Consider the following 26,900-nt stretch of genomic DNA (forward strand, 5'->3'; position numbering starts at 1 on the left):
GGCCGGTCGGAGGCGTGGGCCGGAACGGCACCATCATCAGGCAGACCTCACGCTCAGCCGACGATCCGGGTCCGGCCCTCGATACGGCGGATGGTGCCGGTGCGCGACCGCATCACGATGGAGTCGGTGATGATCTGGCCGTTGGCACGGCGGACACCGCGCAGCATGCCGCCGGTGGTGACGCCGGTCGCGGTGAAGATCACGTCACCCGCCGCCAGTTCCTCCAGGCCGTACTTGCGGTTCAGGTCGGTGATGCCGATCCGCTCCGCCCGGCCCTTCTCGTCATTGTTGCGGAACACCAGACGGCCCTGCATCTGGCCACCGACGCAGCGCAGCGCCGCGGCGGCCAGCACACCCTCAGGTGCGCCGCCCGTGCCGATGTACAGGTCGACGGAGGTATCGGGGTCGGTGGTTGCGATCACGCCGGCGACGTCGCCGTCGGGGATCAGCTGAATGCGGGCACCCGCCGCGCGGGAGTCGCGGATGATCTCGCCATGGCGGGGGCGATCAAGGATGCAGACAGTCAGATCGGAGATGGCGCAGCCCTTGGCCTCCGCGAGGCTGCCCAAGTTCTCGGCGACGGAGCGGTCAAGGTCCACGACCCCTTCCGGCAGTCCACCGCCGACCGCGATCTTGTCCATGTAGACGTCGGGGGAGTTCAGCAGCTTGCCCTTCTCCGACAGTGCCATGACGGCCAGCGCGCCGGGAGCGGCCTTCGCGGTGATGGTGGTCCCTTCCAGCGGGTCGAGGGCGATATCCACTTCGGGGCCGGTGCCGAGACCGACTTCCTCCCCGATGAAGAGCATCGGTGCCTCGTCACGTTCGCCCTCGCCGATCACCACGGTGCCCCGGATCGACAGACCGTTCAGCGCGGTGCGCATGGCGTCCACGGCAGCCTGGTCGGCAGCCTTCTCGTTGCCCATGCCAATCCAGTTGCATGCGGCCACGGCGCCGGCCTCGGTCACGCGGACCGCTTCCAGCGTCAGATTGCGGTCGAGTTTCGCCCTGTCAGCCATTTGCGTTCATCCCTTCAGGCATTGCGACATGCCATAGTTTCGATTCTGGACCTCTACAGGTCCTTGATGCGGATCATATGCGGATTCTGCAAGATGCAGTCCAGCCCTTCGATCTGTTTCAGGGCGGCCAGCACCCGCGACTCGGGCGCGTCATGGCAGATCAGCACGATGGGTGCCGTGCCGCCTTCCGGCTCCCCGCGCTGCAGCAGCGACTCGATGCTGATCGCATTGTCACGCAGCACGGCGGCGAGATCGGCGATCACGCCGGGGCGGTCTTCCACCTTCAGGCGGATGTAGAAACGGCCGTGGGCCTCGCTGGCGCGTCCTGCGGGTTCGGCGGACAGATCCTTCACCGGAATGCCGAACACCGGGCTGGTCCGGCCCGCGGCGATGTCCACCAGGTCACCCGCCACGGCGGATGCGGTGGCACCACCACCGGCACCGGGACCTTCGAGCAGCACCTGGCCGACGAAATCGCCTTCCACGATGACCGCATTGTTGACGCCATCGACCTTCGCGATCGGGTCGTCCATCGCCACCAGGAACGGATGCACCCGTTCGGTGATGCTGTCACCGTTGCGTTCGGCGATGCCCAGAAGCTTCAGGCTGAAACCGAATTCGTCGGCATAGGCGATGTCGACGGGGGAAATGTCGCTGATCCCCTCCACCGTCACGCGGGAGAAGTCGACGCGGTGACCGAAGGCAATGGCCGACAGCAGCGCCAGCTTGTGGGCAGCGTCGATGCCTTCCACGTCGAAGGTCGGATCCGCCTCCGCATAGCCGAGCGCCTGCGCCTCCCCCAGCACATCGGCGAAGTGGCGTCCGGTGCTGCGCATCTCCGTCAGGATGAAGTTGCAGGTGCCGTTCAGGATGCCATAGATGCGCTGCACGTCGTTCCCGGCCAGCCCTTCCTTCAGGGCCTTGATGATCGGAATGCCGCCTGCGACGGCAGCTTCGAAGCCCAGCGCCGCGTTGTTCAGGTCCGCCAGATCGGCCAGCTCATTGCCGTGTTCGGCCAGCAGGGCCTTGTTGGCGGTGACAACGGGGCGGCCATTGGCCAGGGCGCGACTGACGAGTTCGCGCGCTGCGCCATCGGCGCCGCCCATCAGTTCGACCACGACATCGACGCCGTCCATGGTCGCAAGTTCGCATGGGTCATCGACCCAGGTCATGGCGGACAGGTCAATGCCGCGATCACGGCTGCGGTCCCGCGCCGAAACAGCGGTGACGGTCAGCGTCCGGCCTGCGCGTGCGGCAATCGTCGTGCCGTGCTGGCTCAGCAACTGCAGCAATGACGCCCCGACGGTGCCAAGGCCCGCCACTCCGATCCGCAAGGTCGCGCTCACGATGGAAATCTCCCGCTCGTTCGGGTCACCCGCGACCGGGCGACCTGCCGGGCAGTCTATTCGGCTGCGTCGCGGGGGGCGTCAACCGTCTTTTCGTCGCGACCGAGAAAGCGCCGCAGATTCCGGGCGGCCTGACGCACGCGCTGTTCGTTCTCGACCAGCCCGATACGGACATGATCGTCGCCATATTCGCCGAAACCGATGCCCGGCGCGACGGCGATGTCGGCCTCCTGCAGCAGCAGCTTGGAGAACTCCATGCTGCCCAGGTGGCGGAAGGGCTCCGGGATCGGCGCCCAGGCGAACATGGTCGCGGCGGGGGAGGGGATGTCCCAGCCCGACTGCGCGAAGGTCTTGATCAGCACGTCGCGGCGCGACTGGTAGACGCTGCGAATCTCGTCGACGCAATCCTGCGGCCCGTTCAGCGCGGCGGCGGCAGCAACCTGGATCGGCGTGAATGCACCATAGTCCAGGTAGGACTTGATGCGGGTCAGGGCGGCAATCAGTTCCTGGTTGCCGGTGGCGAAACCGATGCGCCAGCCCGGCATCGAATAGGTCTTGCTGAGGGAGGTGAACTCCACGGCCCGCTCCCGCGCACCCGGCACCTGCAGGATCGACGGCGGCGGGTTGCCGTCGAAATAGATCTCCGAATAGGCCAGGTCGGACAGGATGTAGAGACCGCGCTTGCGGGCGAAATCGACCACTTCACGATAGAAGTCCAGATCAACCACCATGGCTGTCGGGTTCGACGGGAAGTTCAGGACCAGCAGGGTCGGCGCCGGAATGCAGTGCTTCATCGCCCGCTCCAGGCTGGTCATGAAGTCATGACCGGGCCCGACGGGGAAGTGGCGGATGACGGCACCGGCGATGATGAAGCCGTAGGGGTGGATCGGGTAGGACGGGTTGGGGGACAGGATCACATCGCCCGGTGTGGTGATCGCCATCGCCAGATGCGCCAGCCCTTCCTTCGAGCCCAGCGTGACGATGGTTTCCGTCTCCGGATCGACCGAGACCCCGAACCGGCGTTCGTAATAGGCGGAGACCGCCCGGCGCAGGCCGGGAATGCCCTTGGAGGCGGAATAGCGGTGGGTCTTCGGGTTGCGTGCCGTCTCCACCAGCTTCTCGACGATATGTTCCGGCGTGGGCTGATCGGGATTGCCCATGCCGAAATCAATGATGTCCCGGCCCTCGGCGCGGGCCTCCGCCTTCAGGCGATTGACCTCATTGAAGACGTAGGGGGGCAGGCGCTTGATCAGGTGAAAATCGACTTGCATGGCAGACTGTACCTCCGCCGTCCGTCATGACGGCCGAATGCGCCGGAATCCGGTTCGGGATGCGGCAGGAGTGGGGCAGGGAACGGCGACCCTATTCCAGGAAGATCTCGGCACGGCGGTTGCCGGACTCGCCGCTGGGCATGGCCTCGTTATAGACCGGCTCGTTGTCGCCCCTGGCCTCGACGATGATCCGCTCATAGGGCACGCCAAAGGCGGCCATGCGGTCGGCGACGGCATTCGCCCGGTCGGCGGAGATCCGCAGGTTGACCAGCAGATGCGCGCCCACCGCCTGCTCGCGCGTGCGGCTGGAGGCATGGCCGACCACCCGCACAGTGGCGTTCTGGCGCAGGGCGTTCGCGGCCAGCTGCCGGATGACCGCATCGTCACTGGCGCTCAGTCGGGCGGAATTGTTGGCAAACAGGATCGTCGCGGCGGCGCCGCTGCGACCGGCGAAGGAGCGGGCGGTCGCGGGCTGATAGACGCCGTCGCCCGAAATCACCACCGGGCCGCTCGATCCGGCACCGGAACCGCCATAGCCGCCCGTGATCACGGCTGTCGACCCGCTGCTGCGCGGGGCCAGCCCGACGGCCTGCTCATAGGTCTGGGGCGCATTGAGCGACTGCAGATAGGTCTGCTGCACCACCGGGGAAACACTGCTGGGGAACTGGCCGGGCGCGACGGCAGCGGAGCCGCCGGCACCCTGGCCCGTCACCGGGTCGATACCGGCGGCACGCAGCTGGTCGCGATAGGTACGGTCCAGCGTCGTCTGGGGCTGCGGCGCGGTCAGGGCCGGCGCCGTGGTCGCCAGTGCGGCCGTGCTGGATGTGCCGGGACGCACATCGCTGTGGCTTGCAATGGCCGTTGCGGGTTCGGAGGAGATGATCGTGTCGTTGCCCGGATCGCGCGACGCCGTATCCGTTACCGGGGTCTGCGGATCACCCGGGCTGATGCTGGACGAGGGCTGCACGCTGGTGCGCCGCGCCACGACCGAGCCGTCGCGGCTGAACGACGGCGGCTGCTGGCCGCGCGTCATCGCGGCGATCATCGGGGTCGGTGAATTCCTGATCTCGTCATCATCCGCCGTGCGGGATGACGCGCCCGCCGACGGTGCCGGGGCCACGGCCACGCGTGTGGCGCGGGTCTCCTGTGCGGTCACGGCGGGCATGACCGTGACCGGAGCGGCCGGTTGTGCCGCCTCGGCGCGCGGTGCGGCAACCTGTGGCGGGCGCACCTGCGTGGTGGCGGCCGGTGTCTCGATCCGGGTCACGGCAATCTCGGGGCGTGCCGCGGCAGCCGCGCGGATCTCGGCTGCCTCCGCCGCGCTGTCCTGTGTCACGGCGGCCACCTGGCGGACTTCGCTGTGGCGGACATTGGTGGTGTCTGCCGCGAGACCGGCGTCGGGCGCGGGCGGAATGGCGGTCGCGGCCCCTGCGCGGGTCACTGGCTGCGGCACCGGGCCATAGTCATTGCCGAAGGGGTCCGCCCAGTCGGGCAGCGAGCAGCCGCCGAAGAGCACCGGGGCCAGCAGCAATGCGGCGATCCGAACCCGGCGACCGACCCGGTCGCGCCCTGCGCGCATCGAGGAAATGTCCATCATGTTCGGCTCCGACATTGAATGCCTGTGTCATCTGGGAAAGGTGATTCGCCAATTTAGCGGCAGATGCAAGGCTTGTCTGCGACCGATCCGCAAGATCGGCTCCGGCGGCCTGTCGAATGGTGCGGTGCGGCATAATTGTGCAATGCAGCATTTTTGCCTCGACCGTCTCCTGACGCTACGTTACTTACAGGCGCAGAAACTTGGTAAACAGACATGGCTGCCATGGCAGTCTGGAATCCGACCATCGACCTGGAGGAGACGGAAGATGACCGACAAGACTCCCGACGACATGCCGACGCCGGATCCCGTGGAGCTCTCGCAGAACATGGCGCGGGTGGCGGCGCAGAGCCAGCGCCTGGTCCAGGAATTCCTGGAGAACCAGCAGGACACGTCCCCCAGACCCGTGGACCCGCTGAACATCTCCGAGGCCTTCATGGCCCTCACGACACAGATGATGCAGCATCCGGCTCAGGTAGCCCAGGCACAGATGGACCTCTGGCAGAGCTACGTCCAGCTCTGGCAGAGCACGGCGCAGCGGATGCTGGGCCAGACCGACGACATCGTCGAACCGCCTGCCGCCGTGAAGAAGAAGGACAAGCGGTTCAAGGGTGAGGAGTGGGACGAGAACGAGGTCTTCAGCTTCATCAAGGAATCCTACCTGCTGACGTCGTCCTGGATGACGGAGACCGTTCGCAAGGTCGAGGGCCTGGATGACAAGACCGCCAAGAAGGTCGATTTCTACACCCGCCAGTTCGTCGATGCGCTGTCGCCGTCCAACTTCCTGATGACCAACCCGGTCGTGCTGAAGGAAACGTTGGCCACCAACGGCGAGAACCTGGTGAACGGCCTGGAGAACATGCTGAAGGACCTGGAGCGCGGCAAGGGCAAGCTCGCCATCAGCATGACCGACATGGACGCCTTCGAAGTCGGCGGCAATGTCGCCACCACGCCGGGCAAGGTGGTGATGCAGACCGACCTGATGCAGCTGATCCAGTACGAGCCGGTGACGGAACAGGTCTACAAGCGCCCGCTGCTGATCTGCCCGCCCTGGATCAACAAGTTCTACATCCTGGATCTCCGCCCGGAGAATTCCTTCATCAAGTGGTGCACCGAGCAGGGGCTGACGGTCTTCGTGATCTCCTGGGTGAACCCGGACGAGAAGCTGTCGGACAAGACCTTCGAGGATTACATGAACGAAGGTCTGCTCGCCGCCCTCGATGGCGTGGAGCAGGCAACGGGGGAGCGCGAGGTCACGACCATCGGCTATTGCCTCGGTGGTTCGCTGATGGCGACGACCCTCGCCTACATGGGGGCCATCGGTGACGACCGGATCAAGGCGACGACCTTCTTCACGGCCCAGGTCGATTTCTCCGAACCCGGTGAGCTTGGTGTCTTCATCGACGACGAGCAGCTGACCCATCTGGAACAGATGATGGAACAGAAGGGCTATCTCGACGGGGCGGAGATGGCGAGTTCCTTCAACATGCTGCGGGCCAATGACCTGATCTGGTCGTTCGTGGTGAACAACTACCTGATGGGCAAGGATCCCTTCCCCTTCGATCTGCTGTTCTGGAACGCGGACGCCACACGCATGCCGCCGAAGATGCACAGCTTCTACCTGCGCGAGATGTACCAGCGGAACCACCTGATCGAGCCGGGTACGATCAAGATGAACGGTGTCGGCATCGACCTGTCGAACGTCAAGGTTCCGGTCTATCTGCAGGCAGGCAAGGATGATCACATCGCCCCCTACACCTCCGTCTTCAAGGCGACGAAGCACTTTTCCGGTCCGACCCGCTTCATGCTGGCCGGTTCCGGGCATATCGCCGGGGTGGTGAATCCGCCGGAGCCGGTGAAGTACCAGCACTGGACCAACGACAAGCGCAAGAAATACGACACGCCCGAAGCCTGGCTGGCCGATGCCACCGAGCATCCGGGGAGCTGGTGGCCGGACTGGATCAAGTGGATGCAGAAGCATTCGGGCAAGAAGGTGCCGGCCAGGGTGCCGGGCGACGGCAAGCTGACCGTGATCGAGGACGCGCCCGGCAGCTATGTGAAGGTCCGTTCCTGACCCTGATCCGTGATGGATCGACCGTGCGACCGCAGGGCGTGATTCTGTGCCCTTGCGGTCGCCTGTCTTTTGCGCAATAACCCGCGGCTCGGCGTCCTGCCCGGTCTGTCATTCAGGCATTCGGGGTATTCGAGCCAGCGGGCCTTTCGGGACCCCCGCTGGTGGGCGCTGATCAACCCGGAAGGAAGCAATGGCAACCTACGAAACTGTCATGATCGCGCGGCCGGATATTTCGGCCCAGCAGGTGGAGCAGCTCAACGAGCATTTCACCAACCTGATCAAGGAAAATGGCGGAGACGTGAAGAAGACCGAATACTGGGGTCTTCGCAGTCTCTCCTATCGCATCAAGAAGAGCCGCAAGGGCCACTATGTCCTGCACAACCTCGACGCTCCGGCGCCGGCGGTGCAGGAGATGGAGCGCCAGATGCGTCTGCATGACGATGTTCTGCGTTACATGACCGTGAAGGTCGAGGAACTGGAGGAAGGACCCTCCGTCCAGATGCAGAGCCGTGGTGGCGGACGTGATGGCCGCCGTGGCGGTGGTCGCCCGGGTGACCGGGATCGTGGCCCGCGCCGCGACGACGACCGGGGTCCGCGTCGTGAAGGTGGTGGCCGCGAAGGTGGCGAACGCCGTGAGAGGGAGGCGAGCTGATGCAGACCACGACCGAACACAAGGGTGTTGTCCGCTCTGCCGTGAAGGGCGCACGCCGTCCGTTCTTCCGCCGCCGCAAGACCTGCCCGTTCACGGGCGAGGGCGCGCCGAAGATTGATTACAAGGATGTGCGGCTCTTGCAGCGGTACCTGTCTGAGCGCGGCAAGATCGTGCCCAGCCGGATCACCGCCGTCTCGGCCAAGAAGCAGCGTGAGCTGGCCCGTGCGATCAAGCGCGCCCGCTTCCTCGCCCTGCTGCCTTACGTCCAGGACTGACGCAACCCTAGTTGAGGAAGGAGACAGACTGATGAAAGTCATTCTTCTCGAACGGGTCGAAAAACTTGGCCAGATGGGTGACGTTGTCACCGTCAAGAACGGCTTCGCCCGCAATTTTCTGCTGCCGCAGGGCAAGGCAGAACGTGCCACCTCTTCGGCGCTGGAGGCTTTCGAGTCCCGTCGCGCGCAGCTTGAGGCACAGAACCTGAAACTGAAGGCCGAGGCCGAAGACCTTGCCGGTCGCATGAACGAGGTTTCGGTCGTGCTGATCCGTCAGTCGTCCGACAGCGGTCAGCTCTACGGCTCGGTCAATACCCGTGACATCGCCACGGCGGTGACGGAGGCCGGCTTCACCATCGACCGCAAGCAGGTTGAACTCGGTCGTCCGATCAAGACGCTGGGTCTGCACGAGGTTCTGGTGCGGCTGCATCCTGAGGTGACGCTGACCGTCGAGGCCAATGTTGCCCGGTCCGAGGACGAGGCTGCCGCGCAGGCGCGTGGTGTCGACGTTCTGAATACCGAGGATGACGACGACGACGTGCTGGACATCGAAGAAGCCGAAGAGCTGTTCGAGGAAGGTGCCGCGACCGCCGAGGAACTGGTGGAAGCCATCACCGGCCAGAAGATGGAAGAGCTCGATCCGTCCGAATCGGATCAGCCGGAAGTCTGATACGCCTGTCGCACGATTGGTGATTTCGTTTCGGGGGTCGGAACCATATGGTTCCGACCCCCGTTTCGATTCATGGCTGGCGTCGGGAGGTGTCCATGCAACAGCGTCGCTTCATCCAGTGTGATGTGTTCACCGACCAGCCGACCAGGGGCAACGGACTTGCGGTCGTTGTCGAGGCGGAGGGCCTCGGCGACCAGCAGATGCAGGATTTCGCCGCCTGGACCAATCTGGCGGAGACGACCTTCCTGCTGCCCCCGTCAGGGCCGGAGGCCGACTATCGGGTGCGGATATTCACACCGACGCGGGAGATGCCCTTCGCCGGACATCCGACCCTGGGCAGTTGCGCGGCCTGGCTGCACGCGGGTGGCAGGCCCGCGCAGCCCGATCTGGTGCGTCAGGAATGTGCGGTCGGCATCGTCGAGATCGACCTTCGCGGCGACGTGCCTGCCTTCGTCGCCCCGCCGACGCGGATCATGCCCATGGATGACGCGCATCTGCAGTCCATTCTGGCGCGGCTGGAGATCCCCGCCGACAGGGTGCGCATGACAACGCAACTGGAGAATGGTCCCCTCTGGCAGGTTCTGGAACTGGCTTCTGCCGATGATGTGCGGGCGGTCGATGCGGTGCGGGTGCGATGGCCGGAGTACAAGGCCATCGGCCTGATCGGTGCCCATCCCGACGATGGCGACGCGGACTATGAAGTACGCATGCTCGCCCCTTCCAGCGGCATGAGCGAGGACCCGATCACCGGTTCCCTGAATGCTGCCATCGCCCGCTGGTTCCAAAGCCTGGGCCGCCTGGATCGCCCGTTGCTGATGGCTCAGGGCGGGTGCATCGGTCGTGTCGGCCGTGTCCACATCCGCCCCGACAAGACGGACCCTGACCGGATCCTGGTCGGTGGCCAGACCCTGCTGCTGATTGACGGGACGGTAACTCTCTGAGCCTGCGGTCCTGCCTTCCGGGGGCGGAAAAGGACACCTGGCAGGATGCATTTGTGCATCTGGTGCCAATTGCCCCTGTTCCACCAGGCCCGGTCTGGCCACTAGACTGTCGGGCGCGCAAGACCCGCGCGCTTTGCCACTTGGAGGGACAGGAGGTTGCGATGATCAATGCATTGGACTGCCAGCCGTCCCCCATGGGGGCCGCGACGGTCGTTGCCGATGTCAGTTGCATGCCGACGGCACAGCGTATCAGCGCCTGGACGGAATCGATCTACGAACACTATTACCCGCTCGACCTGACTCCGACAGGCGACGCCTTCCGGCATGGCGAACTCAGGATCATGGATCTGCCCGGAATCAGGCTCGGTGCACTGGACAGCGACGGCTACACGGTGCACCGGCGTCGGAACCATGTGGCTTCGAACGGGTCCGACTTCTATTTCATCCCGGTACCGCTGCACCATGCACTGGGTCTGCAGCAGGAAGGCCGGGATACGGTGCTGCATCCGGGCGAGGCCGCGGTGATCAACACCAGCAACGCCTATGCCTATCTGCAGCACACGCGTAACCGGGTCGCCACACTCCGCCTGGACGGGGCAGGCGTTCGGGCACGGGTGCCCTTCATCGATGACCTGGTTGCCGTTCCCTTTCGCCGCGACTCGGCCCTGACGGGCGTGATGGTCGACTTCATCCTGTCGGTGATGCGGTGCGCGGATGAGCTCGATTCCTGGTCCGCGCAGGCATTGTCCGACCAGATGCTGGACCTGATCGGACTGACGCTGACTGCGGATGCCAATGCGGGCGAAAGCGGCGAGTCATCTGTCCGACTGGCGCATATCCGCCGCATCATTCGCGAGATTGACACCAGGCTGGAACAGTTCGAGCTGGGCGTCGAAGTGATCGCGGAGTCGCTGGGACTGTCGCGGCGCTATGTGCAGCGGCTGGTGGCGGAACGGGGCGAGACGGTGTCCGGCCTGATCCGCGACCGGCGCATTGCCGCCGCCCGCCGCCGCCTGGCTGATCCGGCGCTGTCCGGCGTATCCGTTGCAAGTATCGGCCATGCGGTCGGCTTTGCGGATTCAACGCGTTTCAGCCGTGTGTTCCGTGAGCTCACGGACCGTTCCCCCGGCGAATACCGGCGCGAGATACAGGCCGGAATGCGGTCCTCTGCCGTCGGCGCTGACTGATCCGCCACGGGCGCTTCCGCCGTGCGACCGTATCCTCCCCGCGGACCTCACCGCCGGGCCGCGCGGTATCGGGATGCATCAGACAGTTGCGGCGGAGCCATTGCCTTGGCTATTTTTGACAGGTTAACGAGCCGAGAGGGCGATCATGAACGCGCTCGCACGAAAATATCTGGGACGTCTGGTTAAGGTCGGTGAGCTTACGGTCATCGACCATACCGGCATGGCGACGGTCTTTCGCGGGGAAACACCCGGGCGGAAGTCGACCATTCGCCTGCATGACCGGAAGCTGGCGTTCGAGATGGCGATCCGGCCGCGGCTCGCGGTCGGCGAGGCCTACATGGATGGTCGCCTGACCATAGAGGAAGGCACCCTCTACGATTTCCTCGATCTCGCGGTTTCCAACCTCGCCCTGCTGAACCACCAGGAAACCCGCATCGGTCGTGTGATGCGCCGCTCCGCGACCGTGCTTGACCGCTACAATCCGGTTGGCCGTGCGCAGCAGAACGTGGCGCATCACTATGATCTGTCCGATGAACTGTTCGATCTGTTCCTGGATGCCGACCGTCAGTATTCCTGTGCCTACTACCGCACGCCCGACGACACGCTGGAGGCCGCGCAGGACCAGAAGAAGCGCCACATCGCGGCCAAGCTGATGCTGCGACCGGGGCAGAAGGTGCTGGATATCGGCTGCGGCTGGGGTGGCATGGCGCTCTATCTCGCCACCGTGGAGGATGTCGAGGTCACGGGTGTCACCCTGTCGAAGGAACAGCATGCCGTTGCCACCCGCCGCGCGCGGGAGGCCGGGCTGGATCACCGGGTCACCTTCAAGCTGCAGGACTATCGCCACGAAGAAGGCCCCTACGACCGGATCGTCTCCGTCGGGATGTTCGAGCATGTGGGCAATCTGCACTACCGCGAGTTCTTCTCGAAGGTGCATGACCTGCTGACACCGGACGGCGTTGCGCTGCTGCACACCATCGGCTGTGCCGACCCGCCGGGACCGGTTGCCTCATGGATACGGAAGTACATCTTCCCCGGGGGCTATCTGCCGAGCCTCAGCGAGGTGCTGCCGCATCTGGAGCAGCTCGGCCTCTGGCTCAGTGACTTCGAGAGCCTGCGGACGCACTACGCCGAGACCCTGAAGGACTGGAACGAGAGGTTCCAGACCCACCGCGAGCACGTGCGCGACAATCTGTATGACGAGCGGTTCTGCCGGATGTGGGAGTTCTATCTGCAATCCTGCGAGGCGAATTTCCGCAAGTCCTGGCTGACGGTCTTCCAGTTGCAGATGACCCGGTCGATCGACGCGGTGCCCTATACCCGCGACTACATGTTCGATTGGGAACGCCAGTCACCGCCCGCAACACCGATCGCGCCGCCGAAGCGGGAGATTCCCGAAGTTCACTGAGCCTGGCGGCGCTCAGTCAGCGGCGTCCTGTTCCTCCAGCTCCCCGATCTTGCGATAGAGGGTGGAGCGACCGATCTTCAGGCGACGCGCGATCTCCGACATCTGCCCGTCGTAGTGTTTCAGGGCATGACGGATCACATCGCCCTCGATCTCTTCCAGGGGCCGGACGTGACCCTCATCGTCGTGCAGGTTCAGGATCGGCTTGCCGTTTGAAACACCGTCACCGGTCTCCATCGGTGCCTGGCCGCCCGGCATCGGCTGCTTGCCGGTGATCTGCGGGAAGTCCTGCGGCGTCAGCATGGTGTCTTCGGCCAGCACCACGGCACGGAACACCGCGTTCTCCAACTGGCGGACATTGCCGGGCCAGTCGTGGTCGCACAGGTGCGCCATCGCCTCCGCCGTCACGCCCTGGATGTTCTTGTTCTCGCTGGCGGCGAAGGTGCGGGTGAAGTGGTTGATCAGGTCCGGCACATCCTCCGGCCGTTCCCGCAGCGGCGGCAGGGTGATCGGAAAGACGTTCAGGCGGTAATAGAGGTCCTCGCGAAACGTGCCCTCGCTGACCATCTGCGAAAGCGTGCGGTTGGTGGCCGAGATCAGTCGGATATCGACCTTCACCGGGCGGCTGGCCCCGACCGGATCGATCTCCCCCTGTTGCAGCGCGCGCAGCAGCTTCACCTGCATGTCCAGCTTCAGTTCGCCGATCTCGTCCAGGAACAGGGTGCCGGTCGATGCCTCCTGGAACTTGCCGATGGACTTGGCCGAGGCGCCGGTGAAGGACCCCTTCTCGTGCCCGAACAGGATGCTCTCGACCAGATTTTCCGGAATGGCGCCGCAGTTGACGGTGACGAAGGGACGGCCTGCGCGATCGCTGGTGCCCTGGATGGCGCGGGCGACCATTTCCTTGCCGACGCCCGATTCGCCCTCGATCAGGATCGGAATGTTCGACGATGCGCCCCGCTGTGCCAGGTGAATGGCGGCCTGCATGGCGGCGCTGTTGCCGATCAGGTCGTCGAAGGTCATTTCACCCGACATGCGCCGGTGCAGGCGCGAGATCTCGCCGGTCAGGGTGCTGAGTTTCAGTGAATTCTCCAGCGTGACCCGGATCCGTTCCGGCGCCGCTGGCTTGACCATGAAGTCGGAGGCCCCGGCCCGCATGGCCTTGACCACGGTATCGACACCACCATGCGCGGTCAGCACGACGATGGGCAGTTCAGGCCGCAGCGGGCGAACCTGTTCCAGCACCTCCAGCCCGTCGACCTCCGGCATCACCAGATCCAGCAGCACCACATCGACACTGGCCCGCTGCTCGCCGGTCAGAAGTGCGATGGCCGCAGCGCCCCCGGCGGCCTTTTCCACCCGGAAGCCGGCCTTGGTCACGACACTTTCCAGCAATCTCAATTGTGTGGGGTCGTCATCGACAACAAGAACGGTTCGCGCCATTTGGGGAGTCCGGCCTCCGCTACACATTCCCGGGCGGCATTCATCACTACCGCTTTCATGTTTCAATATGGGACATCAACTGCGTTTGGGCAAGGCATTCCTGCTCAGAAGACAGGTGAAATGCGGCGGCAGCGAAACTATGGTGCAGCGCATTAGAGGTATTGTGGTGGTGAGCGGAAGATGACCATTCTGGTGACGGGCGCGGCGGGTTTCATCGGGTTCCATGTGGCCAGCAGGTTGCTGGCGCGGGGCGACAGGGTCATCGGGCTCGACAATCTGAACGATTACTACGATGTCAGCCTGAAACGGGACCGGCTGGCCATGCTGCAGGCGCAGTCGGGCTTCGATTTCATCCAGACCGACATTGCGGACTTCGAGGGACTGAAGGGCGCGCTGGCTGGTGTCGGTCCGCTGCGGGGCATCGTGCATCTGGCGGCGCAGGCCGGTGTCCGCTATTCGCTGACCAATCCGCACGCCTATCTGCAGGCCAACCTGGCCGGGCATCTGAACATGCTGGAGATCGCGCGCCATTGCGACGGTCTGGAGCACATGGTCTATGCCAGTTCGTCATCGGTCTATGGCGGCAACAAGGGGCTACCCTTCTCGGTCGACGACAGGGTCGATCATCCCGTCTCGCTCTATGCCGCGACGAAGAAGGCGGATGAACTGATGAGCCACTGCTACGCGCATCTCTACCGCACGCCGCAGACGGGACTCAGGTTCTTCACCGTCTATGGACCGTGGGGGCGTCCGGACATGGCCATGTGGCTGTTCACGAAGGCAATCCTGGCCGGGAAGCCGATCCGCGTTTTCAACAATGGTGCGATGCAGCGCGACTTCACATATATCGATGACATCGTCACCGGTGTTGTCGCGTCCCTGGACAATCCACCTGCTGACGGTGGCGAGGGCAAGCCGCCCTATCGCGTCTACAATATCGGCAATCACAAGGCCGAACCGCTGATGCGGATGATCGGCCTGATCGAGGATGCGCTGGGGCGCAAGGCAGAGAAGATCATGGAGCCGATGCAGCCGGGCGACGTGCCCGCGACCTATGCGGATATCGAGGCGATCCGGCGCGACCTGGGCTTTGAGCCATCGACCCCGATCGATGTGGGCATTCCTGCCTTCATCGAATGGTACAAGACCTATCACGGAGTCTGAAACTGAATGGATGTTGATCCGAAAACGCTGACCTGGGCCGAGAAGCTGGCGATGATGCTGGAAACCGGGCAGGGGCAGGCGAAGGCGCTCGGTCTGGCGCTGGAGAGTGCCACGCGCGAACGCACCGTCCTGCGCCTGCCGTGGCAGGAGAAACTGGTGGGCAATCCGGCGACGCGGGTGCTGCATGGCGGCGTGATCACGACGCTGATCGATTCCGCCTGCGGCTATTCCCTGATGAGCTACTTCGAGAGCCTTCCCGATATCGCGACGCTGGATCTGCGCATCGACTATCTGCAACCGGCGGAGCCGGACCGGGACGTGTTCGCAGGCGCGGAAGTCTACAAGGTGACATCGTCCATCGCGTTCCTGCGGGCCACCGCCTTCCAGACCGAAGGCGACCCGATCGCCAATGCGGTCGCCACATTCATGCTGGGTGCGAACGCGCCCAAGTACAACGCGAGACAGGGTTGAGTTGATGACAACGACAATAGTGGACGCGGTGAAGGCTGCGCGGGAAAGCGGCGATTACCAGTCCGTTCTGGAAAGCATTCCCTACATGAAGTTCCTCGGCCTGGTGGTCGAGCCGGATGCCGCAGGCCCGATCTGCCGGATGCCGGGCAGCGACCACATCATCGGGAATCCCGTCCTGCCCGCCATCCATGGCGGTGTTGTCGGTGCGCTGCTGGAATCCACCGCGATCATGCACATCATGTGGTCGCACGAGAGCCTGCACGTGCCGAAGATCATCAATCTGACGGTCGAGTATCTGCGCTCCGCCCGTGTCGTGGACACCTATGCACAGGCGGTCATCACCAAGCAGGGCCGTCGCATCGCCAACATGCGGGTCGAGGCCTGGCAGGCAGACCGGACCAAGCCGGTTGCCGCCGCGCATGCGCATTTCCTGCTGCCGCGGGAAGAGGAATGATGGCGGACAGCAATCAGACCGTTCCGCCGGAGTGGTCCCGGTTCCCGGCGGTGACCTTGGCGGGGATGAACGAGCTGGAGGACAGGATTCCCCAGATCAGGGCCCTGGGTATCGAGGTCGTGTCCATTGACGGGCCGGTTGCCGTCTCCCGGCTGCCCTATCAGGAGAAGCTGGTGGGCGATCCAGAGACCGGGGTGATGCATGGCGGCGTCATCACGACACAGATCGACAACCTGTGCGCCGTGGCCCTGCATTCGCGCATCGGCCACTACGTGCCCTGCGTGACCATCGATCTGCGCGTGGAGTACCTGAAACCCGCGGCGCCGGGTCTGGCCGTGCATGTCCGCGCCGAGTGTCGCAAGGTGACCCGGCAGGTGGCCTTCATTGCCGCGACCGCCTGGAACGAGGACGAGAACGACCCGATCGCCTTCGCTTCCTGTACCTACATGCTGCTGCCGGAGCGCGAGTCCACCATCTCCGGTTCCGGCGACTGAGCCCGTTTTTTCCGACCTGCGGGAGTACCTGCGATGAATGACATGAGCACGCCCATGGACCTGCCGGTCTGGGACCTCGACGATCTCTACAAGGGCACATCGGATCCGGCCATCGCGGCGGATCTGGCCTGGCTGGAAGCGGAGTCCGCACGGTTTCGCGAGACCTGGGCCGGGCGCATCGCCACCCTGTCCGGTGACGAACTCGCCGACGCCATCGAGATGCAGGAGGCGATGTCGGACCGTACCGGCCGGCTGATGGCCTTCGCCTACCTGAACTATGCCACCGACATGTCGGACGGGGAGCGGACGCGGTTCTTCCAGGGCATTCAGGAGCGGATCAACGGGCTGACGGCGCAGACGCTGTTCTTCTCCATCGAGGTCAATCTGATCGACGATGCCGCACTGGAAGGGCTGTTCACGGTCTCGCAGCGGCTGGCGCATTACCGGCCCTGGCTGCGCGACCTGCGGACCATGCGCGACCACATGCTGTCGGATGAGCTGGAGCGTATGCTGCACGAACGCTCCATCACCGCCCGCAATGCCTGGACACGGCTGTTCGACGACACCATTGCCCGGATGCGTTTCACCATCGACGGCAAGGAGATGCCGTCGCAGGACGCCCTGAACCTGCTGAGCGACCGCGACCGCGCGAAGCGCAAGAAGGCGGCGGAAGAGCTCTCGCGCGTCTTCGGCCAGCACATCGACACCTTCGCGCTGATCATGAACACCCTGATCCGCGACAAGCAGATCGAGGATGACTGGCGTCGGATCGAGAAGCCGGAGAACGGTCGCCACATGGTCAACCAGGTGGAGCCGGAGGTCGTGCAGGCCCTGCGCGATGCCGTCTTCGACAGCTTTCCGCGCCTTTCGCACCGCTATTACAGGCTGAAGGCCAAATGGATGGGCCTGGAGCGGATGGAGCACTGGGACCGCAATGCCGCGCTGCCGGACAGCGACGACACCGCGATTGCCTGGGGCGATGGCGTGAAGACCGTGCTGGATGCCTATGCCGGCTTCTCCGGCGACATGGCGGCAATCGGCCAGCGGTTCTTCGATAATGCCTGGATCGACGCGGGGCCACGGCCCGGCAAGTCACCCGGTGCCTTCGCCCACCCCGTGGTGCCCAGCGCGCATCCCTATCTGTTGCTGAACTACCAGGGCAAGGTGCGCGACGTGATGACCCTGGCGCACGAACTCGGCCACGGCGTGCATCAGGTGCTGGCGGGGGGGCAGGGCACACTGATGTGCGACACGCCGCTGACCCTGGCGGAGACGGCCAGCGTCTTCGGCGAGATGCTGACGTTCCGCAAGCTGCTGGACAGCGCGAAGGATCCGAACCAGCGCCGCCTGATGCTGGCCTCCAAGACCGAGGACATGATCAACACGGTGGTGCGCCAGACGGCGTTCTACGAATTCGAACTGCGCCTGCATCGCCAGCGCCGGGAGGGCGAGATCTCGGCGGAACAGATCGGTCAGACCTGGCTGGATGTGCAGCGGGAAAGCCTGGGTCCGGTCTTCGACCTGCGGGACGACTACGCGACCTACTGGTGCTACATCGGCCACTTCGTGCATGTGCCGTTCTATGTCTACGCCTATGCCTTCGGCGACTGTCTGGTGAATGCGCTCTACGCCGAGTACCAGCGCGCGCCCGAAGGGTTCCCGGAGAAATACATGCAGATGCTGTCCGCCGGGGGCACCCTGCGCCACAAGGACCTGCTGGCTCCCTTCGGGCTGGATGCCAGTGATCCGGCCTTCTGGGGTCGTGGCCTGTCGGTGATCGAGGGCTTCATCGACGAGCTGGAACAGATGTAGGATCAGGGGCGGGTCGTGCGACCGGCCAATATCGGGGAGGATGTCATGGGTGAATTTGTCGAGACGGAAATTGATGGTCATGTCCTGACCGTCACCATCAACAGGCCGGAACGGATGAATGCCGTCCATCCCCCCGCGAATGCGGAGCTTGGGGCGGTATTCGACATGTTCGAGGCCAATGACGACCTCTGGGTCGCCATCATCACCGGGGCCGGGGACCGTGCCTTCTGCGCGGGCAACGACCTGGTCTATCAGGCGGAGGGGAACCCGAAATGGTATCCGCCGATGGGCTTCGGTGGCCTGACCGCCCGCTATGAGCGGACCAAGCCTGTGATCGCGGCCGTGAACGGGGTTGCCATGGGCGGCGGCTTCGAGATCGCGCTGGCCTGTGACCTGGTGATCGCGTCGGAAAATGCACGCTTTGCACTGCCGGAGCCGAAGGTCGGGCTGGCGGCGCTGGCTGGCGGGCTGCACCGCCTGCCGCGTCAGATCGGCCTGAAGCAGGCGATGGGCATGATCCTGACCGGTCGCCATGTCCCGGCGGCGGAGGGCAAGGAGCTTGGCTTCGTCAACGAGGTCGTGGCGCAGGGGGAGGCCCTGGAGGCCGCCCGCCGCTGGGCCGCGATGATCCTCGAATGCTCCCCGGTCTCCATCCGCACATCGCTGGACGTCGTCCGGCGCGGGCTGGAGGAGGCGGACGTCTGGGATGCCAATCTGGTGGAATATGATTCGGTTGCCGTGCTGCGGTCGTCGGAAGACATGATCGAGGGGCCGAAGGCCTTCGCCGAGAAGCGCAAGCCGAACTGGAAGGGCCGGTGAGCGGGGCGGAAGCCCTCTCCCGCTTTGCCAGGGAACATGTCGCACCGGTCGCGGACCGTCTGATCCGCGAACCGGACTTTCCACACGACATCTGGAAGGCCCTGGGTGCCGCCGGGCACCTGGGCTACGGGCTGGACGCCTGGGGCGGCACGAAGGCGGACCAGGGGCAGCTGTTCGACCTGGCTGAGTCGCTGGCTGACGGGGTGGAGGTGATCGGTTTCGCCACGTCCTGGATGACGCACCACATGGTCGCGAACGGTGTCATCGCCCCCTTTGCCACGGAAGCGCAGGCGGCGGCCATTCTGCCACGGGTGGCGCGGGGCGAACTCTCCTGCTGCATCGCGATCTCCGAACCCGGTGCCGGGGCGCATCCGAAGCACCTGAAGTCCCGCGCGGAAAAGACGGCCGACGGATGGCGTCTGACCGGGGAGAAGGCATGGCTGACCAATGGCCCCATCGCGGGCCTGTTCGTCGTGGTTGCCATTGTCGCGGAAGACGCGGGGCGGAAGCGCTTCGGCGCCTTTCTGGTGCCTGAGGATGCCCCGGGACTGACGCGGACAGACAGCATCAGGATCGACTTCGCCCGCCCGTCCGGTCACTGCGGTATCCGCATGGACGGCGTGGAACTGCCGGACGATGCCTTTCTGGGCGGTGCCGGTGATGCGGTGGAGACGGTTCTGAAACGGTTCCGCCGGATCGAGGATGCGATCGGGCTGGCGACATCCTCCGGCGGCATGGCGGTCGAGATCCGCAGGCTTTCGGCGATTCTCTCCGCTGATCAGGCGGCGGAGTTGGGGGGGCTGGCGGCGGATCGGGCGCTGTTCCGGACAGCGGCGCGCGCGCTGCTGATCGAGTCGCAGGGCGATCCGGCAAGTCCGGCCCATGAGGCCCAGTTGCTGTCGTTGCGGGCCTTCGCGCGGGCCTTTCAGGGTCGGGTACGAGACCTGATCGCGGCGGCCATGCAGGATGACGGGTTCCTCAAGCTGTTGAGCCGGGATATGACGGAGCTAGGACGTGTGGCCGAACGGGTCGATCAGGCGAAGCTTGCCCGGTCGGGCACCGTACTGTTGCGCGCTGCCGACTGATTGGTGCGCCGGACCGGGGGAGTGGTCCGGTGCCGAAACGAATGAATGGAATCTTCTGATGCAGGGGAGCAGGGCGTGACAGCCAAATGGCAGGACAAGCTGGCCAATCCGGGCCTGATCGATGAGGCCTTCGCGGGCCGGGGCTATATTTCCAACGAGCGTATCGCGACCTCCGTCTTTCTGGCGCAGCACCTGCGGAAGCCCATTCTGGTGGAAGGCCCGCCGGGTGTCGGCAAGACGGAACTCGCCATCGCCACCTCGGAGATGCTCGGCCTGCCACTGATCCGGCTGCAGTGCTACGAGGGACTGGACGAGGCGAAAGCACTGTACGAATGGAAGTATGGCAAGCAGTTGCTCTACACCCAGGTGCTGAAGGAAAAGCTGGGCGACCTGATGCAGGACGCCAAGACCCTGCCCGAGTCGATGGAGAAGCTGCATGGCTTCTCCGATGTGTTCTTCAGCGAGGAGTTCCTGGAACCCCGTCCGTTGCTGAAGGCGCTGCAGGCCGAGAACGGTTCCGTGCTGCTGATCGACGAGATCGACAAGTCGGACTACGAGTTCGAGGCCTATCTGCTGGAGATCCTGTCGGCCTATCAGATCAGCGTGCCGGAAATCGGGGTCATCAAGGCAAAGGTGCCGCCGATCGTCTTCCTGACGTCGAACAACACCCGCGAGATGGGGGACGCGCTGAAGCGGCGCTGCCTGCACCTCTACATCCCGTTCCCGGACGAGAAGACGGAACGTCGGATCGTTGCCGCGCGGGTGCCGGAAGTGGCCGAGTCGCTGCGCAAGCAGATCGTTGCCTTCGTGCAGGGACTGCGGGAGGAGGAACTGAAGAAGGTTCCGGCGATCAGCGAGACCATCGACTGGGCGCGGACGCTGCTGCTGCTGAATGTCTCCGAACTGGATACGGAGACCGTGCGCCGCACGATCAATGTCCTGCTGAAGTTTCAGGAGGATGTGGAGATGGTGCAGCGCGGTCTCTACAAGCTGGTCTCCGACGCGAAGAACACCGTCTGAGCCGACGCGGAACGTTTCACTGAAACACAGGGGCGCGAAGCAATTCGCGCCCTTGTCGTTTTCACAGCATTGATATGTAATATCCCTCTGGATTTCTTGAGGGGAGGAACGGATGGCCGCGCCGGACGTCGAAGGGTTCTTCGACCCCGATACATTCACGCTGACCTACCTCGTCGCCGACCCCGCGACGCGGGAAGCGGTGATCATCGACCCCGTGATGCAGTTCGATCCGGTGACCGGTCGCCTGGATCCGACCCCAGCCATGCCGGTGATGCACCGCGCCCGGACACAGGGGCTGCGGGTCACGATGGTGCTTGAAACCCATCTGCACGCGGATCACGTCAGTGCCGCGCCCTGGGTCGGTGCCGCGCTGGAGGCCCCTGTCGCAATCGGTGAGGGTGTTGCACGCAGTCAGACGATCTTTGCCGACCTGTTCGACGCGGAGCCGGGGTTTCCCACCGACGGCTCCCAGTTCGACCGCCTGTTCAGGGATGGTGAAACATTCCAGGTCGGCGATATCGAGGCCTTCGCCATGTCGACCCCCGGTCATACGCCGGGGTGCATGACCTATGTGATCGGCGACGCCGCGTTCGTGGGGGACTGCCTGTTCATGCCGGACTTCGGGTCCGCCCGCTGCGACTTTCCGGGGGGTGACGCCCGCACGCTCTACCGCAGTGTCCGGCGCATCCTCGACCTGCCGCCGGAGACGCGGCTGTTCACCGCCCACGATTATCAGCCGGATGGTCGCGAGCTGCGCTTCGAATCGTCCGTGGCGCAGCAGCGGGCGGAGAACCTGCACATGCGTGATGGTGTCGATGAGGAAAGCTTCGTGCGGATGCGCATGAGCCGCGACGCCACGCTCTCCATGCCGCGCCTGATGCTGCCCTCGGTCCAGCTCAACATGCGCGCCGGCAGCCTGCCGCCACCTGCCGCCAACGGTCGCCGCTATCTGCGCCTGCCGCTGGAAGTCACGCCACCGCCGGAGGGGGCGATCTGAGGGGCGCTGCTTCACGGGCAAGAAACAGGATCCGGCAGATCGAAGCAATGCCGACAGAAGTGCTGGAAGGGTTTCCATGTCTGGACAGAGGAACACCTACCGGATCACGTTGATCGACAGGTTCGTTCACTTTCGTCATCACATCCTCGACGGATTCCCTCTCGGTGGAAACAAGGCGGTGCTCATCACGCGCAAGTCCGGAAGGCTCAATTTCATCCTGAAGTTCTGGTATCCCGGAATCGTGCAGTATCACGCCATGGACAGTGCGGAGCTCGAGAAGTTCGTTGGCGAACTCGAGATGGTCAGAAAAAGCCTGGCCGACTGAAGCGGCCCGGTACGCCGAAGCTTTGCTGATGGTCAGTTGATCTCCACCACAAGCCTGCGTTCCTGGGCTTCCGACAGCAGTCCGGCGAGGTCCTCGATGTCCAGGCGGTCAAAGCGTTCGGCCATCTCGGCGGCAAGGAAGCTGTCCCGTTCCATGATCCAGCGCAGGATCGTTCCCTGCTGTCCCGATCTCCGGATCACGCCTGCATCGGTCTCGACCGCCACCTGCCCGGACGACCGGGTCAGCGAGGCTGCCGCCGTGCGCACCCGGTACTGGCGCGTGACGGGGCCTGGTGGCATCTGCACGGGGGATTGCAGGCGATGTGCCCGGCTGCGCTGCTCCTCGCGGAACTGGGCGGCCAGGGTCGGGTTCTGCAGCGCCCTGTGGAGCGTCTGCACCAGATCTCCGATGTGCCTGTCATGGGCCTCCCGGTCGTCGTAGGCGGGCAACGCCTCGCGGAATTCGGCCAGATCGTCCAGCGACCCCAGTACCCAGCGCAGATAGTCGAGTCCGGTCGCCTCCGTCAGCCCGAAGGAGAGATGCAGGCTCTCCCCGTCGGAGGCGAGCGCGTCGTGGTAGGTGCCCTTCGGGATATAGAGCAGGTCGCCGGGTTTCAGCGTCACTTCCATCGCCAGCGGGCCACGGGCCTGGTCATGCCAGGCCTGGTCGAAGCTGGAATAATTGTGGCCCGGACGTTCCACCGGATGTTCGAAGCGGCCTTCGTAGATACGCCAGACCTTGGTGCCGGAGATCTGCAGCGCGAAGACCTCCATGCTGTCGAAATGGCTCGGGAACGCCTGATGACCTGCCTGGCTGCAATAGGCGTTGCAGGTCACTTCGGCGCCCAGCCCCATTTCCAGCGCCCGCGCGGCGGCACGAACACCCGGCGTCAGGGTCTCCACAAGGTCGGCCACGACCGTTGCGCCCCGGGCCAGCCACTCCTGGACCCGCACGAAGTCGGGGCGCATCACCATCTGATCATCGCGGCCCAGGGTTCTGGTGCAGTAGTCCTCGGGGGGGATCGTCTCCCGGTCCAGCACCAGCCGCAGGGTGCTGCCGGTCCAGAGCGCGGTCATGTCGAGCAGGGCTCCGAAGTCCTGCCAGTTGCAGACATGCCGTGTCCTTGCGGAGGTTCCGGGAATGTGCAGCGGAAACTGCCTGAAGGTGTCCCGCACGAAATCGGCCGGGGTCACGGGGGCGAGAAGGCTTGCGAAGGTGATGCGCGTTTCGTTCATTGGATGCCGTTTCTTTGCGCCGACTTTCGGGTCAGGTTAACATGACCGTCGGATACAGGCGAGCCAGACGGTTCTGCCGCTGGAGGCACGGACTGTCCGCAATGGGAGGATTTCATGACTGCAACCGTTACACGCCACCCCAGTTCCCGGCCCGATGGCATCACCGCGGAGGAATGGCAGGCGCGGCTCGACCTGGCCGCCTGCTACCGGCTGATCCACATGTTCGGCATGGATGACCTGATCTACACCCACATATCGGCGCGGGTTCCGGGGCCGGAGGAGCACTTCCTGATCAACGGGTTCGGCCTGTTGTACGAGGAGATCACGGCCTCCAACCTGGTGAAGGTGGATATCGAGGGGAACATCCTCTCCGACAGCGAATGGGGCATCAATCCGGCGGGCTATGTCATCCACAGCTGCATCCATCGCGAATTGCCGGAGATCGCCTGTGTGCTGCATACCCACACTGTCGCCGGCACCGGGGTCTCGGCGCAGGAGGAGGGATTGCTGCCCCTCACCCAGACGTCGATGCTGTTCACCGGCCAGGTTGCCTATCACGACTACGAGGGCGTGGCCCTGCGGGAGGAGGAGCAGGCGCGGATGCTGGCCGACATGGGCGACAAGCGCATCATGATCCTGCGCAACCACGGCCTGCTGACGGTCGGCGAGACGGTGCAGGAGGCGTTCCTGATGATGTACTACATGGAGCAGGCCTGCCGGATGCAGGTCGCGGCCCAGTCCGGTGGCGGCAAGCTGACCATTCCGTCTCCCCAGGTGCAGCAGTATGTGCGCGACGCGGCCTCCGGTGGTTTCGGTGCGGGCGTTGGCCAGCGGGAATTTGCGGCCCTGGTGCGTCGTCTGGACCGTCAGGACACGAGCTGGCGCGAATGATCCGCCACGCCACCCCCGCCGCGCTGTCCCTGCTGTTGCTGGCCCTGCCGCTCGTCGGCACGGCAACAGCGGAGGAGCGCGGGCAGATCTTCGGCGACAACACGGTCGCCGGGACTGCGCAGGACGGTGAACAGGATGCGCTGCTGAAGGAACTGCGCGGGCTTGTGGATGAGGCAGAACGGTCCCGCGCGGCCGACCCCCGTTTCATCCGCGACCTGCGACAGCTGATCGAGCGGCATGACCAGCCGAAGTTCGAGCTGCTGGTGCGCGACCTGTTCGAGGATGGTGACTTCACCAATGCGCCGAAGTGGCAGGTGACCGAGGGCACGTTCCGGATCGGTCGCTATGGCGGCCTGATCTCGGAAGTCGTCGAACCCGAGCCGCAGCCACAGACGCAGGGTTCCGGTCAGGGCAGCGAGGCGGAGGCGGTGGTCCGCCTGTTCGGCCAGATCCTGGGCGCGAAGAACGGGAACTCGGGCCGACAGGCCAACAATGCACCGGCGGAGACCCGACCCGATCCTGCCCTGATCTATCTGGTGCAGCCCTTCAGCAATGCCTTCGAGATCCGTGCCCGGCTGGAGAGCGATCCGGAAGCGGGCGGCAGTATCGAACTTGGTGTGTTTCAGGGACAGGGCGGTCGCATCGGCTATCGCCTGGTCTTTGGCTCAGGGGGTGAGGCGCAGCTCGTGCGTGTCGGGCGCAGCGTCAGTGTCCTGGCGAAAGGGCCCTTCCGGATGCCGGAACTGGTCGATGGCTGGCGCAATCCGGGGTATGATGTGATCTGGCGACGCGACGCGCGGGGCAGGATGACCGTGGTGGTCGATGATCAGGGCATTCTGGATGTCTCTGACACCGCCTTTCGTGATCCGTTTGACGGGCTGCGGCTGCGGAACATCCGCGGTCGTCATGCCCTGCAGGGCGTGGAGGTCTACGGGCAGAAATGATCCGAAGGGTTCAGGGCACCCGACGGTCTCTTCCTGGTGGCAGGCGCGGGATGCACCTCGTTGGCTGCCTGACGCTCGTCGTCGCCATGCTGGTGATTGCCTCGGGCGTGCAGGCCGCACGGCCGCTGGACCTGCGGGATCTTTCGGTCGACGTGCAACGGTCCCTGATGTCCGCCTGCGGTATCCGGGATGGCCGCATCCTGCAGCGCCACGTTCCCTGTCTCAGCCATCACGCGGAGGCCTGGCGACGTCTGGTGTTCCAGCCGGATCTCTCTCTCTACCCACCGGGTGAGCAGAAGCGCCTGCGCGAAGGCTGCGCGGAGATGGTCGAGAAGGGACCGGCACCGTGGGGCCGCTGCATCGAGCAGGAGATGGTGCGTCAGAAGGTGCCCGTCGAATATCCCGATCTTGCCCGGCTTGACGCCGATGGTGTGGGGCGTGTGCGCGAAGCCTGCGCCTCGGCAGCGGACGTCAGCTCCCACCGGGAGGCGGCCTGCCAGGAGCACTGGCTCGAGCGGGTGCTGGAGGAACAGGAGCGTGAAGCCGCACCGCAGGCGGAGCCGCCCGAGGCGTCCGCACCGGTCAATGTCGCCGCCGCGGCAGCGGAGGCAGAAGTACCCTCCGTCGAGGCACAGCCGATGACCGGCGGGCTGATAGGTTTCAGCCAGCTTGATCCCGACAGCGACTTCTGGCCCGACTGGCAGGGTGGCGCGCAGTACCGACCGGGCAGCGCGACCGGTGACATATTGTCGGGGCATGAGTTGTTCCAGCGCGTTGCACCTGCGGTCTTTGTCGTGCTGGCCGCCGCCAACGAGGCGGATTTCAGGGCCGCACGCCATGTCCGGCAGGGGTCCGCCGTGGCCATTTCCGAGGATCGGCTGGCCACCAACTGCCATACGGTGAAGGACGCCGGCATTCTGGTGCTGTTGCAGGGCAAGACGCATGGCCCGGCGGAGCTGGTTCATGCCGACCCTTCGTCGGATCGCTGCATCCTGCGGTCGCTGGAACTGACGCTGCAGCCGGTGCCGGGCGTGCGCGACTATGCGGACATGAAGATCGGTGAACCCGTCTTCGCCATATCCGCGCCGCGCGGCCTGCAGCAATCCATGCAGGATGGTATCGTCTCCCAGCTTCGCTCCAACGCCGGGGTCAACCTGATCCAGACCTCCGCATATGCGGCACCGGGATCATCGGGCGGCGGGCTGTTCGACCGGCGCGGGAACCTGGTCGGCATCACCAACTTCGTGGTCGGCAAGGATGATCGCCTGCACTTCGCGATCGCCGCCGACGAGTTCTGGAAGTAGGTCAGTCCATC

The 26,900-nt window shown here is 64.8% G+C and carries 26 protein-coding genes; 20 read left to right on the top strand and 6 right to left on the bottom strand.

Features of this window, described 5'->3' with window-relative positions; genetic code table 11:
* Window positions 1-53 precede the first annotated feature (53 nt).
* From glpX to QGV54_RS02665, 4 genes are all read right to left on the bottom strand, one after another.
* A complete protein-coding gene (gene glpX / locus QGV54_RS02650; protein ID WP_281018417.1) occupies window positions 54-1,016 on the bottom strand; it encodes a class II fructose-bisphosphatase in 963 nt (320 codons plus the stop codon).
* 53 nt (window positions 1,017-1,069) lie between these two features.
* Window positions 1,070-2,362 carry a homoserine dehydrogenase gene (locus QGV54_RS02655; RefSeq protein WP_281018416.1) on the bottom strand — a complete coding sequence of 431 codons (1,293 nt, stop codon included), beginning with the start codon at window positions 2,360-2,362 and terminating at the stop codon, window positions 1,070-1,072.
* A gap of 56 nt (window positions 2,363-2,418) precedes the next feature.
* A complete protein-coding gene (locus QGV54_RS02660; RefSeq protein WP_281018415.1) occupies window positions 2,419-3,633 on the bottom strand; it encodes an LL-diaminopimelate aminotransferase in 1,215 nt (404 codons plus the stop codon).
* A 91-nt stretch (window positions 3,634-3,724) separates the two neighbouring features.
* Window positions 3,725-5,230 (bottom strand): OmpA family protein, encoded by a 1,506-nt coding sequence (locus QGV54_RS02665; RefSeq protein WP_281018414.1) that lies wholly within the window; start codon window positions 5,228-5,230, stop codon window positions 3,725-3,727.
* Between the two features lie 265 nt (window positions 5,231-5,495).
* Here QGV54_RS02665 and phaC point away from each other — a divergent pair, with 265 nt between their 5' ends.
* The 7 genes from phaC (at window position 5,496) to QGV54_RS02700 (ending at window position 12,434) form a co-directional block, all read left to right on the top strand.
* Window positions 5,496-7,301: a class I poly(R)-hydroxyalkanoic acid synthase gene (gene phaC / locus QGV54_RS02670; protein WP_281020053.1), complete on the top strand. Its 1,806-nt coding sequence runs from the start codon at window positions 5,496-5,498 to the stop codon at window positions 7,299-7,301.
* A gap of 190 nt (window positions 7,302-7,491) precedes the next feature.
* Window positions 7,492-7,953, top strand: coding sequence for a 30S ribosomal protein S6 (gene rpsF / locus QGV54_RS02675; RefSeq protein WP_281018412.1), 462 nt, complete (start codon window positions 7,492-7,494; stop codon window positions 7,951-7,953).
* The gene (rpsR, locus tag QGV54_RS02680) at window positions 7,953-8,228 is read left to right on the top strand and encodes a 30S ribosomal protein S18 (RefSeq protein WP_281018411.1); all 276 of its coding nucleotides are present in this window, start codon (window positions 7,953-7,955) and stop codon (window positions 8,226-8,228) included. Before rpsF ends, rpsR begins: the two co-directional genes overlap by 1 nt.
* 31 nt (window positions 8,229-8,259) lie before the next feature.
* On the top strand, window positions 8,260-8,898 hold the full coding sequence (rplI, locus tag QGV54_RS02685) for a 50S ribosomal protein L9 (RefSeq protein WP_281018410.1): 639 nt from the start codon (window positions 8,260-8,262) through the stop codon (window positions 8,896-8,898).
* 95 nt (window positions 8,899-8,993) lie between these two features.
* Entirely contained in the window at window positions 8,994-9,839 is an 846-nt protein-coding gene (locus QGV54_RS02690; RefSeq protein ID WP_281018409.1) for a PhzF family phenazine biosynthesis protein, read from the top strand.
* Between the two features lie 161 nt (window positions 9,840-10,000).
* Window positions 10,001-11,026, top strand: a complete 1,026-nt coding sequence (locus tag QGV54_RS02695) for a helix-turn-helix domain-containing protein (RefSeq protein WP_281018408.1) — start codon at window positions 10,001-10,003, stop codon at window positions 11,024-11,026.
* Between the two features lie 145 nt (window positions 11,027-11,171).
* Window positions 11,172-12,434 carry a cyclopropane-fatty-acyl-phospholipid synthase family protein gene (locus tag QGV54_RS02700; protein WP_281018407.1) on the top strand — a complete coding sequence of 421 codons (1,263 nt, stop codon included), beginning with the start codon at window positions 11,172-11,174 and terminating at the stop codon, window positions 12,432-12,434.
* 12 nt (window positions 12,435-12,446) lie between these two features.
* On the opposite strand, the gene QGV54_RS02705 is transcribed toward QGV54_RS02700, so the two are convergent.
* Complete coding sequence (locus QGV54_RS02705; protein ID WP_281018406.1) at window positions 12,447-13,874, bottom strand: sigma-54 dependent transcriptional regulator; 1,428 nt, start codon at window positions 13,872-13,874, stop codon at window positions 12,447-12,449.
* A gap of 180 nt (window positions 13,875-14,054) precedes the next feature.
* On the opposite strand from QGV54_RS02705, the gene QGV54_RS02710 reads away from it, so the two are divergent.
* The 10 genes from QGV54_RS02710 to QGV54_RS02755 all read left to right on the top strand — a co-directional run bounded on the left by QGV54_RS02710 (window position 14,055) and on the right by QGV54_RS02755 (window position 22,515).
* Window positions 14,055-15,038, top strand: a complete 984-nt coding sequence (locus tag QGV54_RS02710; protein WP_281018405.1) for an NAD-dependent epimerase/dehydratase family protein — start codon at window positions 14,055-14,057, stop codon at window positions 15,036-15,038.
* Window positions 15,039-15,044: 6 nt separating this feature from the next.
* Entirely contained in the window at window positions 15,045-15,509 is a 465-nt protein-coding gene (locus QGV54_RS02715) for a PaaI family thioesterase (protein ID WP_281018404.1), read from the top strand.
* Window positions 15,510-15,513: 4 nt separating this feature from the next.
* Window positions 15,514-15,963, top strand: coding sequence for a PaaI family thioesterase (locus tag QGV54_RS02720; RefSeq protein WP_281018403.1), 450 nt, complete (start codon window positions 15,514-15,516; stop codon window positions 15,961-15,963).
* Entirely contained in the window at window positions 15,963-16,457 is a 495-nt protein-coding gene (locus tag QGV54_RS02725; RefSeq protein ID WP_281018402.1) for a PaaI family thioesterase, read from the top strand. Before QGV54_RS02720 ends, QGV54_RS02725 begins: the two co-directional genes overlap by 1 nt.
* 33 nt (window positions 16,458-16,490) lie before the next feature.
* On the top strand, window positions 16,491-18,269 hold the full coding sequence (locus QGV54_RS02730; RefSeq protein ID WP_281020054.1) for a M3 family oligoendopeptidase: 1,779 nt from the start codon (window positions 16,491-16,493) through the stop codon (window positions 18,267-18,269).
* Between the two features lie 45 nt (window positions 18,270-18,314).
* On the top strand, window positions 18,315-19,088 hold the full coding sequence (locus QGV54_RS02735; protein WP_281018400.1) for an enoyl-CoA hydratase-related protein: 774 nt from the start codon (window positions 18,315-18,317) through the stop codon (window positions 19,086-19,088).
* Window positions 19,085-20,173 carry an acyl-CoA dehydrogenase family protein gene (locus tag QGV54_RS02740; protein ID WP_281018399.1) on the top strand — a complete coding sequence of 363 codons (1,089 nt, stop codon included), beginning with the start codon at window positions 19,085-19,087 and terminating at the stop codon, window positions 20,171-20,173. The genes QGV54_RS02735 and QGV54_RS02740 overlap by 4 nt, the downstream gene beginning before the upstream one ends.
* A gap of 75 nt (window positions 20,174-20,248) precedes the next feature.
* Window positions 20,249-21,193: a MoxR family ATPase gene (locus QGV54_RS02745; RefSeq protein WP_281018398.1), complete on the top strand. Its 945-nt coding sequence runs from the start codon at window positions 20,249-20,251 to the stop codon at window positions 21,191-21,193.
* Window positions 21,194-21,305: 112 nt separating this feature from the next.
* Window positions 21,306-22,190 (top strand): MBL fold metallo-hydrolase, encoded by an 885-nt coding sequence (locus tag QGV54_RS02750; protein ID WP_281018397.1) that lies wholly within the window; start codon window positions 21,306-21,308, stop codon window positions 22,188-22,190.
* A gap of 76 nt (window positions 22,191-22,266) precedes the next feature.
* Window positions 22,267-22,515 (top strand): hypothetical protein, encoded by a 249-nt coding sequence (locus QGV54_RS02755; protein ID WP_281018396.1) that lies wholly within the window; start codon window positions 22,267-22,269, stop codon window positions 22,513-22,515.
* Between the two features lie 32 nt (window positions 22,516-22,547).
* On the opposite strand, the gene QGV54_RS02760 is transcribed toward QGV54_RS02755, so the two are convergent.
* Window positions 22,548-23,750: a cupin domain-containing protein gene (locus QGV54_RS02760; RefSeq protein ID WP_281018395.1), complete on the bottom strand. Its 1,203-nt coding sequence runs from the start codon at window positions 23,748-23,750 to the stop codon at window positions 22,548-22,550.
* A gap of 114 nt (window positions 23,751-23,864) precedes the next feature.
* On the opposite strand from QGV54_RS02760, the gene QGV54_RS02765 reads away from it, so the two are divergent.
* The 3 genes from QGV54_RS02765 to QGV54_RS02775 are packed head-to-tail and all read left to right on the top strand — an operon-like array spanning window position 23,865 to window position 26,889.
* The gene (locus QGV54_RS02765; RefSeq protein WP_281018394.1) at window positions 23,865-24,641 is read left to right on the top strand and encodes a class II aldolase/adducin family protein; all 777 of its coding nucleotides are present in this window, start codon (window positions 23,865-23,867) and stop codon (window positions 24,639-24,641) included.
* Window positions 24,638-25,585, top strand: coding sequence for a hypothetical protein (locus tag QGV54_RS02770; RefSeq protein ID WP_281018393.1), 948 nt, complete (start codon window positions 24,638-24,640; stop codon window positions 25,583-25,585). The genes QGV54_RS02765 and QGV54_RS02770 overlap by 4 nt, the downstream gene beginning before the upstream one ends.
* 50 nt (window positions 25,586-25,635) lie before the next feature.
* The gene (locus QGV54_RS02775; protein WP_281018392.1) at window positions 25,636-26,889 is read left to right on the top strand and encodes a serine protease; all 1,254 of its coding nucleotides are present in this window, start codon (window positions 25,636-25,638) and stop codon (window positions 26,887-26,889) included.
* The last annotated feature ends 11 nt before the right edge of the window (window positions 26,890-26,900 follow it).

It is taken from the genome of Minwuia sp. IMCC3060, from assembly GCF_029909435.1.
Classification (GTDB): domain Bacteria; phylum Pseudomonadota; class Alphaproteobacteria; order Minwuiales; family Minwuiaceae; genus Minwuia.

Bases quoted from the DNA above. Each gene is read 5' to 3' on its own strand.
- glpX (WP_281018417.1), bottom strand. From the start codon at position 1,016: ATGGCTGACAGGGCGAAACTCGACCGCAATCTGACGCTGGAAGCGGTC.
- QGV54_RS02660 (WP_281018415.1), bottom strand. From the start codon at position 3,633: ATGCAAGTCGATTTTCACCTGATCAAGCGCCTGCCCCCCTACGTCTTC.
- QGV54_RS02665 (WP_281018414.1), bottom strand. From the start codon at position 5,230: ATGATGGACATTTCCTCGATGCGCGCAGGGCGCGACCGGGTCGGTCGC.
- phaC (WP_281020053.1), top strand. From the start codon at position 5,496: ATGACCGACAAGACTCCCGACGACATGCCGACGCCGGATCCCGTGGAG.
- rpsF (WP_281018412.1), top strand. From the start codon at position 7,492: ATGGCAACCTACGAAACTGTCATGATCGCGCGGCCGGATATTTCGGCC.
- rpsR (WP_281018411.1), top strand. From the start codon at position 7,953: ATGCAGACCACGACCGAACACAAGGGTGTTGTCCGCTCTGCCGTGAAG.
- rplI (WP_281018410.1), top strand. From the start codon at position 8,260: ATGAAAGTCATTCTTCTCGAACGGGTCGAAAAACTTGGCCAGATGGGT.
- QGV54_RS02690 (WP_281018409.1), top strand. From the start codon at position 8,994: ATGCAACAGCGTCGCTTCATCCAGTGTGATGTGTTCACCGACCAGCCG.
- QGV54_RS02695 (WP_281018408.1), top strand. From the start codon at position 10,001: ATGATCAATGCATTGGACTGCCAGCCGTCCCCCATGGGGGCCGCGACG.
- QGV54_RS02700 (WP_281018407.1), top strand. From the start codon at position 11,172: ATGAACGCGCTCGCACGAAAATATCTGGGACGTCTGGTTAAGGTCGGT.
- QGV54_RS02705 (WP_281018406.1), bottom strand. From the start codon at position 13,874: ATGGCGCGAACCGTTCTTGTTGTCGATGACGACCCCACACAATTGAGA.
- QGV54_RS02710 (WP_281018405.1), top strand. From the start codon at position 14,055: ATGACCATTCTGGTGACGGGCGCGGCGGGTTTCATCGGGTTCCATGTG.
- QGV54_RS02715 (WP_281018404.1), top strand. From the start codon at position 15,045: ATGGATGTTGATCCGAAAACGCTGACCTGGGCCGAGAAGCTGGCGATG.
- QGV54_RS02720 (WP_281018403.1), top strand. From the start codon at position 15,514: ATGACAACGACAATAGTGGACGCGGTGAAGGCTGCGCGGGAAAGCGGC.
- QGV54_RS02725 (WP_281018402.1), top strand. From the start codon at position 15,963: ATGGCGGACAGCAATCAGACCGTTCCGCCGGAGTGGTCCCGGTTCCCG.
- QGV54_RS02730 (WP_281020054.1), top strand. From the start codon at position 16,491: ATGAATGACATGAGCACGCCCATGGACCTGCCGGTCTGGGACCTCGAC.
- QGV54_RS02735 (WP_281018400.1), top strand. From the start codon at position 18,315: ATGGGTGAATTTGTCGAGACGGAAATTGATGGTCATGTCCTGACCGTC.
- QGV54_RS02750 (WP_281018397.1), top strand. From the start codon at position 21,306: ATGGCCGCGCCGGACGTCGAAGGGTTCTTCGACCCCGATACATTCACG.
- QGV54_RS02755 (WP_281018396.1), top strand. From the start codon at position 22,267: ATGTCTGGACAGAGGAACACCTACCGGATCACGTTGATCGACAGGTTC.
- QGV54_RS02760 (WP_281018395.1), bottom strand. From the start codon at position 23,750: ATGAACGAAACGCGCATCACCTTCGCAAGCCTTCTCGCCCCCGTGACC.
- QGV54_RS02765 (WP_281018394.1), top strand. From the start codon at position 23,865: ATGACTGCAACCGTTACACGCCACCCCAGTTCCCGGCCCGATGGCATC.
- QGV54_RS02770 (WP_281018393.1), top strand. From the start codon at position 24,638: ATGATCCGCCACGCCACCCCCGCCGCGCTGTCCCTGCTGTTGCTGGCC.
- QGV54_RS02775 (WP_281018392.1), top strand. From the start codon at position 25,636: ATGCACCTCGTTGGCTGCCTGACGCTCGTCGTCGCCATGCTGGTGATT.